Origin of the sequence: Skermanella mucosa (assembly GCF_016765655.2) — a bacterium.
Taxonomy (GTDB): Bacteria; Pseudomonadota; Alphaproteobacteria; order Azospirillales; family Azospirillaceae; genus Skermanella; species Skermanella mucosa.
This window is the reverse complement of sequence record NZ_CP086106.1, coordinates 5,437,831-5,455,107: the sequence shown is the minus strand read 5'-3', so window position 1 is coordinate 5,455,107 and position 17,277 is coordinate 5,437,831. Positions and strand designations below refer to the sequence as shown.

General features: G+C 66.9%; 17 protein-coding genes. 8 read left to right on the top strand and 9 right to left on the bottom strand.

Annotated features, from left to right (window positions below):
- Window positions 1-4: 4 nt before the first annotated feature.
- Window positions 5-334, bottom strand: coding sequence for a hypothetical protein (locus tag JL100_RS25270; protein WP_202680635.1), 330 nt, complete (start codon window positions 332-334; stop codon window positions 5-7).
- 374 nt (window positions 335-708) lie between these two features.
- Between JL100_RS25270 and JL100_RS25265 the strand changes: the two genes are divergently transcribed.
- The 6 genes from JL100_RS25265 to JL100_RS25240 all read left to right on the top strand — a co-directional run bounded on the left by JL100_RS25265 (window position 709) and on the right by JL100_RS25240 (window position 6,767).
- Window positions 709-1,269: a F0F1 ATP synthase subunit delta gene (locus JL100_RS25265; protein WP_202680634.1), complete on the top strand. Its 561-nt coding sequence runs from the start codon at window positions 709-711 to the stop codon at window positions 1,267-1,269.
- Window positions 1,269-2,798, top strand: a complete 1,530-nt coding sequence (atpA, locus tag JL100_RS25260) for a F0F1 ATP synthase subunit alpha (protein ID WP_202680633.1) — start codon at window positions 1,269-1,271, stop codon at window positions 2,796-2,798. Before JL100_RS25265 ends, atpA begins: the two co-directional genes overlap by 1 nt.
- Window positions 2,799-2,902: 104 nt before the next feature.
- Window positions 2,903-3,805, top strand: a complete 903-nt coding sequence (locus tag JL100_RS25255) for a F0F1 ATP synthase subunit gamma (protein ID WP_202680632.1) — start codon at window positions 2,903-2,905, stop codon at window positions 3,803-3,805.
- A gap of 60 nt (window positions 3,806-3,865) precedes the next feature.
- On the top strand, window positions 3,866-5,332 hold the full coding sequence (gene atpD / locus JL100_RS25250; RefSeq protein WP_202680631.1) for a F0F1 ATP synthase subunit beta: 1,467 nt from the start codon (window positions 3,866-3,868) through the stop codon (window positions 5,330-5,332).
- 72 nt (window positions 5,333-5,404) lie between these two features.
- Window positions 5,405-5,821: a F0F1 ATP synthase subunit epsilon gene (locus JL100_RS25245; RefSeq protein ID WP_202680630.1), complete on the top strand. Its 417-nt coding sequence runs from the start codon at window positions 5,405-5,407 to the stop codon at window positions 5,819-5,821.
- A 124-nt stretch (window positions 5,822-5,945) separates the two neighbouring features.
- On the top strand, window positions 5,946-6,767 hold the full coding sequence (locus JL100_RS25240) for a ferritin-like domain-containing protein (protein ID WP_202680629.1): 822 nt from the start codon (window positions 5,946-5,948) through the stop codon (window positions 6,765-6,767).
- 66 nt (window positions 6,768-6,833) lie between these two features.
- On the opposite strand, the gene JL100_RS25235 is transcribed toward JL100_RS25240, so the two are convergent.
- The 5 genes from JL100_RS25235 to JL100_RS25215 all read right to left on the bottom strand — a co-directional run bounded on the left by JL100_RS25235 (window position 6,834) and on the right by JL100_RS25215 (window position 10,613).
- Complete coding sequence (locus tag JL100_RS25235; RefSeq protein ID WP_407696905.1) at window positions 6,834-7,661, bottom strand: RNA polymerase factor sigma-32; 828 nt, start codon at window positions 7,659-7,661, stop codon at window positions 6,834-6,836.
- Window positions 7,662-7,880: 219 nt separating this feature from the next.
- Window positions 7,881-8,711, bottom strand: a complete 831-nt coding sequence (locus JL100_RS25230) for a metallophosphoesterase family protein (protein ID WP_202680627.1) — start codon at window positions 8,709-8,711, stop codon at window positions 7,881-7,883.
- Window positions 8,712-8,845: 134 nt separating this feature from the next.
- A complete protein-coding gene (locus JL100_RS25225; protein WP_158047236.1) occupies window positions 8,846-9,349 on the bottom strand; it encodes a CarD family transcriptional regulator in 504 nt (167 codons plus the stop codon).
- A gap of 338 nt (window positions 9,350-9,687) precedes the next feature.
- Complete coding sequence (fdxA, locus tag JL100_RS25220; RefSeq protein ID WP_202680626.1) at window positions 9,688-10,026, bottom strand: ferredoxin FdxA; 339 nt, start codon at window positions 10,024-10,026, stop codon at window positions 9,688-9,690.
- A 65-nt stretch (window positions 10,027-10,091) separates the two neighbouring features.
- Window positions 10,092-10,613, bottom strand: a complete 522-nt coding sequence (locus tag JL100_RS25215) for a tellurite resistance TerB family protein (protein WP_228420902.1) — start codon at window positions 10,611-10,613, stop codon at window positions 10,092-10,094.
- 140 nt (window positions 10,614-10,753) lie between these two features.
- Between JL100_RS25215 and JL100_RS25210 the strand changes: the two genes are divergently transcribed.
- Window positions 10,754-11,371: a DUF938 domain-containing protein gene (locus JL100_RS25210; protein ID WP_228420901.1), complete on the top strand. Its 618-nt coding sequence runs from the start codon at window positions 10,754-10,756 to the stop codon at window positions 11,369-11,371.
- A gap of 38 nt (window positions 11,372-11,409) precedes the next feature.
- Here JL100_RS25210 and JL100_RS25205 read toward each other — a convergent pair whose 3' ends face one another.
- Genes JL100_RS25205 through JL100_RS25195 form a run of 3 tightly spaced genes read right to left on the bottom strand, consistent with a single transcriptional unit; the run spans window position 11,410 to window position 15,222 of the window.
- Window positions 11,410-12,171 (bottom strand): TerC family protein, encoded by a 762-nt coding sequence (locus JL100_RS25205; RefSeq protein WP_202680625.1) that lies wholly within the window; start codon window positions 12,169-12,171, stop codon window positions 11,410-11,412.
- 58 nt (window positions 12,172-12,229) lie between these two features.
- The gene (locus JL100_RS25200; protein ID WP_202680624.1) at window positions 12,230-12,664 is read right to left on the bottom strand and encodes an RNA-binding S4 domain-containing protein; all 435 of its coding nucleotides are present in this window, start codon (window positions 12,662-12,664) and stop codon (window positions 12,230-12,232) included.
- Window positions 12,661-15,222 (bottom strand): helicase-related protein, encoded by a 2,562-nt coding sequence (locus JL100_RS25195; protein WP_228420900.1) that lies wholly within the window; start codon window positions 15,220-15,222, stop codon window positions 12,661-12,663. Before JL100_RS25195 ends, JL100_RS25200 begins: the two co-directional genes overlap by 4 nt.
- Window positions 15,223-15,389: 167 nt before the next feature.
- On the opposite strand from JL100_RS25195, the gene htpG reads away from it, so the two are divergent.
- The gene (gene htpG / locus JL100_RS25190; RefSeq protein WP_202680622.1) at window positions 15,390-17,270 is read left to right on the top strand and encodes a molecular chaperone HtpG; all 1,881 of its coding nucleotides are present in this window, start codon (window positions 15,390-15,392) and stop codon (window positions 17,268-17,270) included.
- The last annotated feature ends 7 nt before the right edge of the window (window positions 17,271-17,277 follow it).

Genomic DNA, 17,277 nt, shown 5'->3' with positions numbered 1-17,277 from the left:
GCCCTCACGCCTCCCGCAGCGCCGGGGCCGGGACGCGGGCCGGGCGGGTGCGCCAGATCGACAGGCACTCGGTCGAGGTGGAGCCGGAGCCGATGCTGTGCCAGCCCTGGCGGTCGTGGAACCAAAGGGTATAGGTCCCCCGCCGGTCGCGCTCGAACCGGAAGACCGGGCGGTCCATGTGAGGGAAGGTGACCAGCAGCAGGTCGCCGTCGGGGCTGGTCTGGCGGGACACGCCGGCCCACAGTCCGCGCTCCATGCGCGGCCGGGCGATCTCGTAGAACTCCGCAAGGTCGGCCGGGGTGAAGCGGGCCAGGCTGAAGGCGACGACGGTCATGGTCAGGTGATCCGGTGGCGTGATCAGAGGGAAAATCCGAAGTGGCGATGCCGGCGGGACCGGTCGCCGCGCCGCCAGCCGGCGGCACCACCAATGATGCGCATCCAAAGTTAATTTGCGCTTAATCGGAGGGCGGATCGCTCCCTTGCCCCGGCCTTAGTGTCGCAGGCTGGGCGGAGAGGCCACCGGAACGGTAAAGCCGGGAGCGTTTCGGCCCCAACTGCCCGGTTTTGCTGGACTTGAGTCGGTTGCGCGCACCCGCTCCCTGTGTTATGTGACCGCTCGCCGTCAGGGGAGGGGGCCTGCCCGACGCATGTCTTCTCCTCCAAGGCCCTAAAAATCAACAAGGTCTATGGACCGAACCGAGGTACCGCGTGGCATCCGAAGGTACAGGAGTATCCGGGCTGGCAGGGCGATACGCGACTGCCCTGTTTGAGCTTGCGGACGAAAACAAGGCGCTGGACCAGGTCGCCCAGGATCTGGCCGCCATCAAGCAGATGCTCGTCGAGAGTCCCGAACTGGACCGCATGGTGCGCAGCCCCGTGCTGTCCCGCGGCGACCAGAGCCGGGCGATGGGCGCTCTCCTCAAACAGGCCGGCGTATCCGAGCTGACCCAGCGGTTCATCGGTCTGGTCGCCCAGAACCGCCGGCTGTTCGCGCTGCGCGGCATGATCGAGGGCTACCTGGCCGAACTGGCGCGCCGCCGCGGTCAGATGACCGCCGACGTGACCTCGGCCTACCGCCTGTCCGATCCTCAGGTCCAGGCCCTCACCGATGTCCTCAGGGCCCAGATGGGGTCCAAGATCGAGGTCCGGGTCACCGTCGACCCCTCCTTGATCGGTGGCATGATCGTCAAAGTCGGTTCGCGCATGGTCGATAGCTCCGTGCGCACCAAGCTGAACAAGCTGCAAATCGCCATGAAAGGGGTTGGCTGATGGAAATCCGCGCCGCGGAGATTTCCGCGATCCTCAAGCAACAGATCGCGAATTTCGGGAATGAGGCGGATGTCGCCGAAGTCGGCCAGGTCCTCTCGGTCGGCGACGGCGTTGCCCGCGTTTACGGCCTCGACAACGTCAAGGCCGGCGAGATGGTCGAGTTCCCCAACGGTCTGAAGGGGATGGCGCTGAACCTCGAGACCGACAACGTCGGTGTCGTGATCTTCGGCGACGACCGTGACATCAAGGAAGGCGACGTCGTCAAGCGCACCGGCGCCATCGTCGAGGTTCCGATCGGCCGCGGCCTGCTGGGCCGCGTCGTGGACGGCCTGGGCAATCCGATCGACGGCAAGGGTCCGCTGACCGACGTGGTCATGAGCCGCGTCGAGGTGAAGGCACCCGGCATCATTCCGCGCAAGTCGGTCCATGAGCCGATGCAGACCGGCCTGAAGGCCATCGACGCCCTGGTTCCGATCGGGCGCGGCCAGCGCGAGCTGATCATCGGCGACCGCCAGACCGGCAAGAGCGCCGTCGCCATCGACGCCTTCCTGAACCAGAAGGGCATCAACCAGGGCGGCGACGAGAGCAAGAAGCTCTACTGCATCTATGTCGCCGTCGGCCAGAAGCGCTCGACCGTCGCCCAGATCGTCAAGACCCTGGAAGACGCCGGCGCGCTGGAATACTCGATCGTGGTCGCCGCGACCGCGTCGGAGCCGGCGCCGCTGCAGTTCCTGGCGCCCTACACCGGCTGCGCCATGGGCGAGTTCTTCCGCGACAACGGCATGCATGCGCTGATCGTCTACGACGACCTGTCCAAGCAGGCCGTCGCGTATCGCCAGATGTCGCTGCTGCTGCGCCGTCCGCCGGGACGCGAAGCCTACCCGGGCGACGTGTTCTATCTGCACTCCCGCCTGCTGGAGCGGGCGGCGAAGATGAACGACAGCAAGGGCGCCGGTTCGCTGACCGCCTTGCCGATCATCGAGACGCAGGCCGGCGACGTGTCCGCCTACATCCCGACGAACGTCATCTCGATCACCGACGGCCAGATCTTCCTGGAGACCGGCCTGTTCTACCGCGGCATCCGCCCGGCCATCAACGTCGGCCTGTCGGTCAGCCGCGTCGGTTCGGCGGCGCAGATCAAGGCGATGAAGCAGGTCGCCGGTACCATCAAGCTGGAACTGGCTCAGTACCGCGAGATGGCCGCCTTCGCGCAGTTCGCCTCGGACCTGGACGCCTCGACCCAGCGGTTGCTGAACCGCGGCGCCCGCCTGACCGAACTGCTGAAGCAGGGCCAGTTCTCGCCGATGCCGGTGGAAGAGCAGGTGGTCTCGATCTTCGCCGGCGTGCGCGGATACCTCGACAAGGTCAAGGTCGAGGACGTCAACCGGTACGAAGCGAAGCTGCTGGATGAGGTCCGCTCCAAGGGGGCCAACATCCTCGACGCCATCCGCACCGAGAAGGCGCTGTCCAAGGAGACCGAGGAGAAGCTGAAGGGCTTCCTCGACAACTTCTCCAAGGTGTTCGTCTAAGCTCGAAGCGGTTCCTGCACGCTGGCTTCCGGAAGCATTTCAGGAAGCCGGCGTCGGGGACCAGGAAGGCAGGGCTCCAACCCCCGGTGTGATGAAGGCCTCGAATGCCAAGCCTTAAGGACCTTAAAAACCGTATCGCCAGCGTCAAGTCGACGCAGAAGATCACGGCCGCCATGAAGATGGTCGCCGCCTCCAAGCTGCGCCGCGCGCAGGAGCAGGCGGAGGCCGGCCGTCCCTATGCCGAGCGCATGGGCCGTATGCTCGCGTCGCTCGCCGCCAACGTGTCGAGCAACGGCGAAGGTCCGAAGCTGATGACCGGTACCGGAAAGCAGGACGTGCACCTGCTGGTCGTCATCACGTCGGACCGCGGCCTGTGCGGCGGCTTCAACGGAACCATCGTGCGCGAGGCGCGGCGCCAGATCGCCCGGCTCGAAAGCGAGGGGAAGACCGTCAAGGTGCTGACCGTCGGCCGCAAGGGCCGCGACCAGCTCCGCCGGACCAATCCCAAGACCGTCGTCCAGTCCTACGAGGACATCGGGCGCAAGCGGCTGTCGTTCGCCGAGGCCGACATGATCACCGCCAAGGTGCTCGAGCTGTTCGAGGCCGGCGAATACGACGTTGCGTCGGTGATCTACAACAAGTTCAAGTCGGCGATGACCCAGGTCGTCACCGTCCAGCAGGTGATCCCGTTCGCCATGCCGGAAGGCGACGCCGCCGGGGCCGCCGAGGCCGCCGACCAGGGCGAGGCCAAGGCGCTGTACGAGTTCGAGCCGGAGGAGGACCAGATCCTCGCCGACCTGCTGCCGAAGAACCTGTCGATCCAGGTCTATCGGGCGCTGCTGGAAAGCGCCGCCAGCGAGCAGGGCGCCCGGATGACCGCGATGGACAGCGCCACGCGCAACGCCGGCGACATGATCAACAAGCTGACGCTGACCTACAACCGGACCCGCCAGGCCGTCATCACCAAGGAGCTGATCGAGATCATCTCCGGTGCCGAGGCGATCTGAGGCCCGTCAGGTTCACCGAGCGTCCGACACTGATATCTGGTTCCGAGGGAGCGAACCCACATGACTGCTGCAATCCAGACCGGCACCACGCCGAGCAACGCCGCGCCCAGCAACGCCATCGGCAAGATCACCCAGATCACCGGCGCGGTCGTCGACGTCCAGTTCGAAGCCGACCTGCCCGCGATCCTGAACGCCCTGCACACCCAGAACGAGGGCAAGACGCTGGTGCTCGAAGTGGCCCAGCACCTGGGTGAGAACACCGTGCGCGCGATCGCGATGGACACGACCGACGGTCTCGTCCGCGGCCAGCCCGTCAACGACACCGGCAGCCCGATCTCGGTGCCGGTCGGTCCGGCCACCCTGGGCCGTATCCTGAACGTGATCGGCGAGCCGATCGACGAGCGTGGCGACGTCGGTCACACCTCGACCCTGCCGATCCACCGCTCCGCCCCGGACTTCGTCGACCAGTCGACGGAAGCCCAGGTGCTGGTCACGGGCATCAAGGTCATCGACCTGCTGGCGCCCTACGCCAAGGGCGGCAAGATCGGCCTGTTCGGCGGCGCCGGCGTCGGCAAGACCGTCACGATCATGGAACTGATCAACAACGTCGCGAAGGCGCACGGCGGCGTGTCGGTCTTCGCCGGCGTGGGCGAGCGGACCCGCGAGGGCAACGACCTCTACCACGAGATGATCGAGGGCGGCGTCATCAAGACCGACGGCCCGGGCTCCAAGGTGGCGCTGGTCTACGGCCAGATGAACGAGCCGCCGGGTGCCCGCGCGCGCGTCGGCCTGACCGGCCTGACCCTGGCGGAGTATTTCCGCGACGAGGAAGGCCAGGACGTCCTGTTCTTCGTCGACAACATCTTCCGCTTCACCCAGGCGGGCTCGGAAGTGTCCGCGCTGCTCGGCCGCATCCCCTCCGCCGTGGGTTACCAGCCGACGCTGGCGACCGACATGGGTGCCCTGCAGGAGCGCATCACCTCCACGAAGAAGGGCTCGATCACCTCGGTGCAGGCCATCTACGTGCCGGCCGACGACTTGACCGACCCCGCGCCGGCCACGTCGTTCGCCCACCTGGACGCCACCACCGTGCTGTCGCGCTCGATCGCCGAAATGGCGATCTTCCCGGCTGTCGACCCGCTGGACAGCACCAGCCGGATCCTCGACCCGCGCGTCGTCGGCGACGAGCACTACCAGGTCGCCCGGTCGGTCCAGAAGGTCCTGCAGACCTACAAGTCGCTGCAGGACATCATCGCGATCCTGGGCATGGACGAGCTGTCGGAAGACGACAAGCTGGTCGTCGCCCGCGCCCGCAAGATCCAGCGCTTCCTGTCCCAGCCGTTCCACGTCGCCGAGGTGTTCACCGGCACCCCGGGCGTGCTGGTCAGCCTGGAAGACACGATCAAGGGCTTCAAGGGCATCGTCAACGGCGAGTACGACCACCTCCCCGAAGCCGCCTTCTACATGGTCGGCAAGATCGAGGAAGCGGTCGAGAAGGCCCGCAAGATGGCCGCCGAGGCCGCCTAAGTACCGGAGGCCGAGGGGGCTTCGTTGCCCCTTCGCCTTGTTTGACGCCTAACTCAGGAACGAGAGCTATCCATGGCCGACAAAGTCGAGTTCGAGCTGGTTTCGCCGGAAAAGCTGCTGGTTTCCCAGCCGGTCGACATGGTCGTGGTGCCGGGCGGCGAGGGTAACTTCGGTGTGCTGGCCGGTCACGCGCCGATGATCACCACGGTGCGCCCCGGCGTCATCGACATCTTCGAGGGTGACCGGGTCGTGGACCGGATCTTCGTCGCCGGCGGCTTCGCCGAGGTGACCGAGACCCGCTGCACGGTCCTGGCCGAGCAGGCGACCAACCTGAACGAACTGGACCGCGCCGCGGTCGAGCAGGAGGTCAAGGACGTGGGCGAGGACGTGGAGGATGCCAAGTCGGACAGCGAGCGCGCCGTCGCGGAAGGCCGCTTGGCGGTCGCCCGCGCCAAGCTCGAGGCGATCACCGGCACCACCGCGCACTGATATGCCCGCCATGCCGTTGTAAAACGTGCATAGAGGGATAATCTGCAGACCTGATATCGATGGCCTGGCCGCCGAGGCCGGGCCATCGGTGTTTCGGGGGTCAACAAATTCGGCTTGGGGAAGAATGGGCTATCAACACTGGACGCTGGACGATCTCCCTTGGGACCGGATCGACCGGTCCAAAGCGGACGCTGAGATCCTGAAGATCATCAAGGCCGCGGCCCTGGTAGAGTACAACGGCAGGGACTACGCGACCTACCTGTGCAACGTCTTCAACGACGATCCCGAGTTCCAGCAGGTGGCGCGGGACTGGGCGGAGGAGGAGGTCCAGCACGGTGCTGCGCTCGGCCGCTGGGCCGAGGTCATCGATCCGTCCTTCTCCCTGGAAGACGCCTTCAGGCGGTTCACCGACGGCTACAAGATCAAGCTCGAAGCGACCGAGTCGGTTCGCGGATCGCGGAGCGGGGAGTTGATCGCCCGATGCATGGTCGAGACCGGCACCAGCTCATACTATACGGCGCTGGGCGATGCCACCGACGAGCCGGTGCTCAAGGAGATCTGCCGGCGCATCGCGACCGACGAACTCCGCCATTACAAGCTGTTCTACCAGCATCTCAAGCGCTACATGGAGCGCGAGGACCTGGGACGGCTGTCCCGTTTGCGCATTGCGCTGGGCCGGATCAACGAGTCCGAGGACGACGAACTGGCCTACGCCTATTACGCGGCCAACGGCTCCGGCGCGCCCTACGACCGCGAGACCAACACCCGCGCCTATATGCGCCGGGCCTATGCCTATTACCGGCCGACCCACGTGGACCGAGGTGTCGCGATGATCTTCAAGGCGGTCGGCCTGAAGCCCCATACGACGCTGTACCGGGCGGCCACGCGGATGGCCTGGTGGTACCTGGACAGCAGGCTCAAGAAGCTGACCAAGGAAGCGGCATAAGCGCTGCACCCTTCCGGTGAGGTCCCCGCGCCCTCCGGGGCGCAGGACCGCACTTCGGGTGGATCCTCACATCTCCAGCAGAAGATCGCTGGACAGTTCCACCCGGCGCATCATCGACTCCTTGAGCTTGAGCATCGCGCGATGCTCAAGCTGCCGGACGCGCTCCTTGCTGACGCCCAGTTCCCTGCCCAGTTCCTCGAGGGTGGCGCCGTCGTCGCGCAGGCGGCGCTGAGAGATGATGGTCCGTTCGCGGGGGCTCAGCTCGCCCAGGGCTTCGGCGAGCCACTTGGAGCGTGTATTGCTGTCGCGCATGCCGATCACGACGTCTTCCGGGCTTGGCCGCTGGTCGGCAAGGAAGTCCTGCCAGTCGTCCTCGCTGCTGTCGCTGATCGGGGCGTTCAGCGACTGGTCGGCGCCGCTCAGGCGCATCTCCATCGCCTCGACCTCATGGACCTCGACCTTCAGCTCGGTCGCGATCTTCATCCGGCCGGCCTGCGTCAGGGCGCCGTTGTTGGAGGCGTCCTCGATCTTCGCGCGCAGCCGGCGCAGGTTGAAGAACAGGCTTTTCTGGGCCGCGGTGGTGCCGGTCCGCACGATCGACCAGTTGCGCAGGATATAGTCCTGCATGGCCGAGCGGATCCACCAGGCGGCGTAGGTCGAGAACCGCACCTCGCGGTCCGGCTCGAACCGGGCGGCAGCCTGCATCAGGCCGACATTGCCCTCCTGGACCAGGTCGCCCATAGGCAGGCCGTAGTTCCGGAAGCGCGACGCGGTGGAAACGACAAGACGCGTGTAGGCGCGGACGAGGTCGTGAAGCGCCGCCTCGTCGCCGTCTTCCCGCCAATTGCGCGCCAGTTCGAATTCGTGGTCGCGGGACAGGAGAGGTTCCCGCATAGAGGCCTTGATGAAAGTCAGATTGGCCCGCTGTGTCTCCGGGTCATCGATATGCGCCATCGTCCTGTCCCTTCCCCCTGGTGGACGCGCGACCTCGGCGATGGCCCTGTCCTGGCAGGGTCAACACCGGCTGGTGCCGTCTGTTGCTTCAGATACGCAGCCCGGACAAGGCCGGATCACATGGGGAAGAAGGTTTTTTTCAGCCGGTCCGATGCCTCTTCAGACCTCGATCAGCTCCAGGATTTCTCCTGAGGCGGCGAGGCAACCGCAAACCAGCGGGCCGCCGAAACCGCACCCGCCATCCAGGGTGACCGTGACATCACCAGCCTGGATACCTCCGCGCCCTGGGTCATACCCGCGGACGATGCGGCGGAACTGGTCGTAGGGCTGGTCGATGCGCCCGAATCCGGTACCGCCCCACCAGAAGGTGTCGCCCTGGGCTGCCAGCGGCCGGGAGATCTCTATACCGGAGGAGACCAGCAGTACGCCCACCGGGACCCGTTCGGCCGGCCCGCCGCCCGGCTGGCTGGTGTAGGCGGCGCGGCGCAGCGCGCTCATCACGTTTTCGTGACCGGGATGGGCACGCATGGCGCCCCGCAGGCTGTTGGTCCAACGCGTGATCGCGACGGCCCCGTCACGCGCGGCGGCCAATCCCTGGTCCGGATTTCCGCCGTAGGCATGAAGGGTCGACTCGGCGCCCTGCCGGAGCATCCAGCGCAGGACGACGGCCGGATCTGGTGCGAACTGGAGCTGGAGCAGCTTCTGCCACATCTCCTCCTGGGCGCCGCGGAGATAGACCACGTCCTCCGCCAGCATGCCCGGCATGGCGATCAGGGCGCGGCGGAACGACAGCAACTCGTCCATCGTTTCCCGCACCGCGGCCCCGCGGCCGATCATATTGCCGGTGTAGACGAGCCGATCGCCCGGCGTGAAGCGTCGGCCGATGTCGGCATGCAATGCCGCCAGCCGGTCGACTTCGCCATGGACGGCACCGACGGCCCAGATCCGCTTGGGATGGCCGATATCTGCAAATTTCTGATTGTCTGACATCAGGACGCGTAAACGCAACTCCGGTCCGGCTTGGACTGTGGCCGGAGTTTAGGCGCCCGGCGTGCCCAGCAAAAGCCGATAAAAGGGAGTGGCCGGGGATTGTTGCGGTCCCCGGCCTCCAGCCTCTCCGCAGTTCAGGCGGCGGTCTTGGTCAGGACGGCTTCGAGCCGTTCGGTAGCCTTCATCTCGTCGATCTTCTCGACCGCGGCCAGCTCCCGGGCGAGCCGCTCCAGCGCCGCCTGATAGATCTGGCGTTCGCTGTAGGACTGGTCGGGCTGGTCGCTGCCGCGATACAGGTCACGCACCACTTCGGCGATCGAGACAGGGTCGCCGGAATTGATCTTGGCCTCGTATTCCTGAGCGCGGCGGCTCCACATGGCGCGACGGGCGCGCGAGCGGCCCTGGAGCGTCTCGAGCGCGACCTTGATCCGGTCCTTGGAGCTGAGGCGGCGGAGACCTGAGTCCTTGGCCTTACCCACCGGTACCTTCAGCGTCATGCGCTCCTTTTCGAAGGTGATGGCGTAAAGCGTTACGGTTTGGCCGGCGATATGGTGCGTTTCGATTCCCTCGACACGACCGACCCCGTGGGCCGGGTAGACGACGAAATCACCGGCCGTGAACTCAAGCTTGTTCATCATTCCTGTTGGCTCTCACTTCACGCTCGCTGGCACCCGGCTGTCCCGGCCGGATGCCTCGGGACAACGAAAGGCTGAAGCGCCATCCACCAGCCCCCATGACGGGTAAGGGCCGACGAATTAGGCAATTCGAGCCTGGAGCATCGCAAGCCCGGAACGCGCGAGAAAGCGACCGGGCTTAGGGCCGCCATTATATAGGAAGTGAGGAGGGCGTTACAAAGATATAACGTCTTGGTCATAAGCAAGCTCCCGCCGGTCGCCCGATGGCGGACCTGCGGGAATTGCATGGCGGAATGTAAGAATAAACTTTCAGGGTGACGAAAAAATCGTCAGCCCAACGTTCAGTTGCCGGATCCCGGTTTGGGATTGAAGAATTTCTCGAACTTGTCCGAAGCTCCCTTGAACTCTTCGGCCTCGGGCGCCGCGTCCTTCTTGCGGGTCAGGTTCGGCCACTGCAGGGAGTATTCCCGGTTCAGCTCAAGCCACTTCTCGGCATCGGGCTCGGTGTCCGGAACGATCGCCTCGGCCGGGCACTCCGGTTCGCAAACGCCGCAGTCGATGCACTCGTCGGGGTGGATCACAAGCATGTTCTCCCCCTCGTAGAAGCAATCGACGGGGCACACCTCGACGCAGTCGGTATATTTGCACTTGATGCACTGTTCGGTGACGACGTAGGGCATGCTCGCTTTCCCTTTTCCTCTTAAGACACCCGGACTTCGTCCTCGTTCCGGGTGCCGGCAGCAGTTCAATCAGATGGAGATCTCTGGATCGAGCTCTCTCCGGTCGGCGCCTCCAGCGTGGAGTCGGCGATGCCCAGTCGTTGAAGCACGCGCATCCGGGCCGCACCACGGTCGCGGTCGGAGACGTAGAGCAGTCCGCCCACCCTGCGCAAGAGGCTGGCTTCCAGATCGTGCAGTTCGCCATCGGCGTAGACCACTTCCCAGAGCATTTCAATCATCTGAATGCGCTCTTCGTCGGAAAAACGGTCCTTCAGGGTGGAGGTGAAGCGATGCCACTGGGCCGGCCCTTCCGTCACCGTCTCGGCCGAGGCCAGCAGTTCGTCCGCCTCGGCGCCCGACAGGGAGAAGCGCTGTTCCAGCAGGCCGCGGATGCGGGAGCGCTCGCGGTCGCCGATCTGGTCGTCCATGCGGGCCGCCTCGACCAGCAGCGTCGCGGCGGCCAATTGCACCTCGTCGCGAGAGTGCCGACCGGCCCGCCGGGTCGTGTCGTCGGCATCCATCAACAGCGCTTTCAATCGAGCCAGCATCAAAGAAATCCCATCCTTGCGGCCTGTCCATGCGGCCGGTATCGCGAAACCATGCAGTCCGTCTGATATGGGGACTGTCCTGACGATGACGACCCCTGCCGACCCTTGCCCTCCGGTGCGGGAGGCACTAGCCTGCAGGCATGATGACCGCAGCCGGCCCAGACCACCGCCGCCACGCCCCGGCGACCCAGCGCAACAGGCAACCCATCCTGGATGTGCTGCGGCGCGTGCTTCCCGCCGCCGGCACCGTGCTCGAGATCGCCAGCGGAAGCGGCGAGCACGCCGTCTTCCTGGCCGGATCGCTGCCCGACCTGATCTGGCATCCGACCGACCCGGACCCGGACAACCGGGCCAGCATCCGCGACTGGATCGCCGAGACCGGCGTCACCAACGTCACGGTCCCGGCCAACTTGGACGCCTCGGCGCGCGCCTGGCCGGTCACCCACGCCGACGCCATCGTCTGCATCAACATGATCCATATCTCGCCCTGGCCCGCGACCCTGGGCCTGATGGCGGGGGCCGGGCGCACCCTGCCGACGGGAGCGCCGCTCTATCTCTACGGCCCGTACAAGCGGGACGGGCGGCACACCGCGCCGAGCAACGAGGATTTCGACCAATCCCTGAGGGCTCAGAATGCGGAGTGGGGGGTGCGCGACCTGGAAGAGGTCTGCGCCGTGGCGGCGGACGCCGGGCTGACCCTGGACGAGGTCATCGAGATGCCGGCCAACAACCTGTCCGTGGTCTTCCGCCGGGGTTGAGGGGCGAGTTCCGCAGGCCGGCCCGCGATCGCCGTCCGTCACTCCGCGACCCGCCGGCTCGACGAGGGCCTGCCGACCAGGTCGCGCTTGCGCCGCCGCCTCCGGTTGGCCAGCAGGTTGAGCGACTCGACAAGCATCGAGAAGGCGATCGCGAAGTACAGGTAGCCCTTCGGGATGTGGAAGTGCAGGCCGTCGGCGATCAGGGCGACGCCGACCAGCAGCAGGAAGCTGAGCGCCAGCATCTTGACGGTGGGATGGGTGTTGACGAACCGGCCGACGGGACCCGACGCGAACAGCATGACGCCCACGGCGATGATGACGGCGGCCATCATGACCTCCAGGTGCTGGGCCATGCCGACCGCGGTGATCACCGAGTCCAGCGAGAAGACGATGTCCAGCAACATGATCTGGACCACGACGGAGGTGAAGGTCGCGGTGCCTTTCCCCGAGGTCTCCTCGTCCTCGGCTTCCAGGTTGTGATGGATTTCGGTGGTCCCCTTGGCCAGCAGGAAGAGGCCGCCGACGATCAGCACGAGGTCGCGTATCGACACGTCGTACCCGGCGATCGTGAACAGCGGGTTGGTCAGGGTGGAGATCCAGGCGATCGAGGCGAGCAGGCCCAGGCGGGTGACCAGCGCCAGCGCCAGGCCCACCTGCCGTCCGCGAGCCTGCTGCTCCGGCGGCAGGCGCCCGGCCATGATCGAGATGAAGATGATGTTGTCGATGCCGAGCACGATCTCGAGCACGGTCAATGTCAACAGGCTGGCCCAGGTCTGGGGATCTGCGAGGATGTCTGGCATGGCGCGCTGAGAACCGGGCAGCAGCAGGTAAGTTCCTCGCCTTTTCCAGGGAATCGACTCAGGAGTCCGAGCGGAGCCTTTCGGTCGCCCGCCGTTCCGCCTTGGTCGGCCGACCGGCACCGGGGGGACGTTCCGCCGGGCGGGCCATCGCCGTCTCGGGCGCCGGCGGCGACAGGTCCTCGTACAGCGCCTGGGCCTCCGGAGCCGGGCCGCGCCGGGTTCCCAGTGCCATCACCTTGATGATCCGGATATGACGGCCCTGGGCGAAGGTCAGCACGTCGCCCGGCTTGACCGCGTGATGCGCCTTGGTGACCGGCGCGCCGCCGATGCGGACGGCGCCGGCGGCGCACAGCTTCGCGGCCAGGCTTCGCGTCTTGAAGAAGCGGGCGTACCAGAGCCACTTGTCGAGGCGCAGCCGGCCGGATGCCAGCTCCTGGGCGGTGGCGGCCCCGCCGTCGCCCTGATCGTCGTCCCGATCCTCTTCCGTTGTCATCGCATGAACTCGATCTGCCTCAGCTTGGCGAAAGGAGAGTCCGGGGACGAGTCGGCGCGTGGCTTGGCCGGGGCGCCGCGCCGCCGGCCCTTGCGAGCCTGGTCGCGGCGCGGCGGTTTGCCGCGCGCCCAGGTGACGGCGCCGGCCTCGTCCTGCCTGCGGCGATATCCCATGGCCGCCAGCACCCCTTCCAGGTCCTGGGGCGTACTGCCGATCATCTGGGCCAGATCGGGCGCCGCGGTCAACGGGCCTTCGCTGGACCGCTTGTACAGTTCGCGCTCGAACCGCTCCAGGATGTCGGCCCGGAGCGCCCGCGGCCCCACGGGCGGATAGCCCACCGCCTCCCAGAAGCCGGGCGGCACGGCGTCGGTCGCGACCGAGACCCGGCCGGCCGGCGGAGTGGGCGGGGGCAGGGGCATCGCCGCGTGCCCGCCGTGCAGGACGGCCCACAGCAGGCCGCGGATCTCCACGGCCCTGGGTTTGATCAGGGCCGGCATGAACACCTGGCTGGTCGCCAGTCGCACGCCGAGCCGGTTGAGCGCCTGCCGGTCGGCCTTGCTGAAGCCAGTGATCAGCGGCTCCAGGTCGGGCCGGGCGAGACTGCCCAGCGACTCGGAAATCTGGAAGGCCAGCCCGCGCGCCGGGCCGGACAGGTCGGCTTCGCGCAGCTTGAACAAGGGCGCCAGCCGGTCCTTGACGAACTGCTCGACCCAGCGGCCGAGCCGCGCCCGCACCCGGTCGCGCTGGCCCGACTCGAACAGGTCGTCGTGCAGCGGGATCACCGCCGGGGTCAGCACCGAGGTTCCCGGCCCCAGGCGCGCCACGGGATGCCCGTCCCAGGTCAGGATGCCGTCGGGACCCATGCCGATCCTGTCGTCGCCCGCCTGCTCCAGCAGGCGGACGCGCCGGCCGATCTCGTCGCGGAGCGCCCGGCGCGCGGCGCTCATGAAGGCGCGCACGTCGTCTTCCCGCACCTCCGGGTCGAGGGTGAAGTGGAAACCCTCCAGCCGGCCGACATGGTGGCCCTCGACCAGCACCTCTCCCGCGGCGGTGACGGCGGCGAGAAGTTCGCCGCCGCCCGCCAGCGTGCGGGCAAGCACGGCGGAGCGCCGGTCGACGAAGCGCTGGGTCAGCCGCTCGTGCAGGGCGTCGGACAGCTTGTCCTCGATCGCGCGGGCCACGGCCTGCCAGTGGGCCGGGTCGGTCAGCCAGTCCGGCCGGTGCGAGATGTAGGTCCAGGTCCGGATATGGGCGATTCGCGAGACCAGGGTGTCGATGTCGCCTTCGGTCCTGTCCATCCGCGCCACCTGCTTGGCGACCCAGTCCTCCGGCAGGCGGGCTTCCGGCGTCATCAGGTGGCGATAGATCTGTGACAGCAGCCGGGTATGGGCGTCCGACAGCACCTTGCGGAAATCGGGGATCTGGCAGACCTCCCACAGCAGCCGCACGGCCGCGCGGTTGGTCGCCAGGGATGCTATCTCCTGGTCGCGCGACAGGGCCACCAGCGACAGGTAGTCGTCGGCATCCCGCGCGCGCATCAGCTCCGGCCGGGGAGGGCGCTGCTCCAGGCACTTGATCAGCGCGCCCGGGGTCTCGAACCGCAGCGCGGTGTTCCGCCACATGATCGCCTTGAGCGACTCGAAATGGTGGTTCTCGACCGCGTTGACCGTCTCCGAGTCGAGGCCGTTGAGGTCGCCGGTGGTGCCGAAGGTGCCGTCGGTCATGTGGCGGCCGGCGCGGCCGGCGATCTGGGCGATCTCGGTCGGGCGGAGCTTGCGCGGCGCATGCCCGTCGAACTTGGTCAACCGGGCGAAGGCCACATGGTCCACGTCCATGTTCAGCCCCATGCCGATGGCGTCGGTTGCGACGAGGTAATCGACCTCGCCCGCCTGGTAGAGCGCCACCTGGGCGTTTCGGGTGCGCGGGCTGAGCGCCCCCAGCACCACGGCGGTGCCGCCCCGCTGGCGGCGGATCAGTTCGGCGATGGTGTAGACGTCGGTCGCGGAGAAGGCGACCACGGCGGACCGCGGCGGCAGCCGGGTCAGCTTCTTGTGCCCGGCATATGTGAGCGACGAGAACCGCGGCCGGCTGATGAACTCGGCCCGGGGCACCAGCTTCTGGATCAGCGGCCGGATCGTGTCGGCGCCCAGGAACATGGTCTCGTCCATGCCGCGGGCGTGGAGCAGCCGCTCGGTGAAGATGTGGCCGCGCTCGGGGTCGGCGCAGAGCTGGATCTCGTCCACCGCCATGAAGGCGACCGGCCGGTCCAGCGGCATCGATTCGACCGTGCAGACGAAATAGACGGCGCGCGGCGGGATGATCTTCTCTTCGCCGGTGACCAGGGCCACGGCGTGGCGGCCCTTCGCCTTGACGATCTTGTCGTAGTTCTCGCGCGCCAGGAGGCGCAGTGGAAATCCGATCATGCCGGACCGGTGCCCCAGCATCCGCTCGATGGCGAGAAAGGTCTTGCCGGTGTTCGTCGGCCCAAGAACGGCGGTGACCCGCCCCTGATGCTGACCCTGGTGCTGAAAGGCCACGCCGGAAGATGCTGCGCTCATGGGGGAGAGCATTGGGGTTCGGGTGCTGCATTGCAAGGGCCGTTATCACCCCGTCCAGCTCCGGAGCGGGAAGGGGTTGCAGCTTTTCGCGGCATTTCACATATCTGGCGCACCTTACGCATCAGCCTGGTCAAGGCACCAAACCTATATCCGAAGGTGATACTGCAATGTCCGAGGAACGGCTCAGTTTTCAGGCCGAGGTCAGCCGCCTGCTCGACATGGTCGCGCACTCCCTCTACAGCGAGAAGGAGGTGTTCCTGCGCGAGCTGATCTCGAACGCATCCGACGCGTGCGACCGCCTGCGCTACGCGGCCCTGACCCAGCCGGAGCTTTCGGCTGACGATCCCGACCTCAAGATCCGCCTGCTGACCGACGCCGAAGCCAAGACCCTGACGGTGGCGGACAACGGCATCGGCATGAACCGCGAGGACCTGATCGAGAACCTGGGGACCATCGCCCGGTCGGGCACCGCCGCCTTCATGAACAAGCTGACCGGCGACGCCAAGAAGGACATCGGCCTGATCGGCCAGTTCGGCGTCGGCTTCTATTCGGCCTTCATGGTTTCCGAAAAGGTCGAGGTGCTGACCCGCAAGGCGGGCGAGAGCCAGGGCTGGCGCTGGGTCTCCGACGGACGCGGCGAGTTCACGGTCAGCGAGGCGGAGGATGCGCCGCGCGGCACCCGCGTCGTGCTGCACCTGAAGGCCGACGAGGGCGAGTTCCTGGAGGAGCACCGGCTGCGGCGAATCGTCCAGAAATACAGCGACCATATCGCTCTGCCGATCCTGTTCGGCGACGCCGCCGACGCCCAGGCGCTGAACAAGGCCTCGGCGCTGTGGACCCGGTCCAGGAACGAGATCACGGCCGACGAGTACAAGGAATTCTACCACCATGTCGGCCACGCCTTCGACGATCCCTGGCTGACCCTGCACTGGCGGGCCGAAGGCAAGATCGAGTACACCAGCCTGCTGTTCGTCCCCTCGGCGAAGCCGTTCGACCTGTTCAACCCCGACCGGCGGCACCGGGTGAAGCTGTACGTCAAGCGCGTCTTCATCACCGACGAGGCCGAGGGGCTGCTGCCGCCGTACCTGCGCTTCCTGCGCGGCGTGGTGGACAGCGAGGACCTGCCGCTGAACATCAGCCGCGAGATGCTCCAGCACAACCCCATGCTGGCCAAGATCCGCGCCGGCATCGTCCGCCGCGTGCTGGGCGACCTCGTGAAGAAGGCCGACGACGCCGAGCAGGCCGAGTCGTATGCGTCGTTCTGGGAAAACTTCGGCGCGGTGCTGAAGGAGGGCCTGTACGAGGACTACGAGCACCGCGAGCAGCTCACCAAGCTGATGCGCTTCCGCTCCACGGGCTCCGACGGGCTGGTCTCGCTGGACGACTATGTCGGCCGCATGAAGGAAGGCCAGGACGCGATCTTCTACATCACCGGCGACGACATCGAGGCGCTTCGCCGCAGCCCGCAGCTCGAAGGCTTCAAGGCGCGGGGCGTCGAGGTGCTGCTCCTGACCGACCCGGTGGACGAGTTCTGGATCCCGTCGGTCTCCGAATACAAGGAGAAGAAGTTCAAGTCGGTCACCCGCGGCGGCGCCGACCTGTCGAAGATCAAGGCGGAGAGCGAGCCGGAGAAGAAGGACGAGGAGAAGCCCGCCGAGAACGACCTGGGCAGCCTGGTCGCGGCGCTGAAGCTGACCCTGGCCGACTCGGTGAAGGACGTCCGGATCTCCGAGCGGCTGACCGACAGCCCGGTCTGCCTGGTGGCGGACGAGGGTGACATGGACATGCACCTGGAGCGCCTGCTGAAGCAGCATCGCCAGCTCGACGGCGGCGCCAAGCGCATCCTGGAGGTCAACCCGACCCACCCGCTGATCCGCCGGCTGACGGGCATGGCGGCGAAGGACGGGATATCCGACAATATCGAGGACGTGGCCTGGCTGCTGCTCGACCAGGCCCGCATCGTCGAGGGCGAGCCGATCCCCGATCCGGCCGCGTTCTCGCGCCGGCTGGCGCTGGTGATGGAGAAGGGGCTGGGCCTGGCGGCGTAGGCGCCGG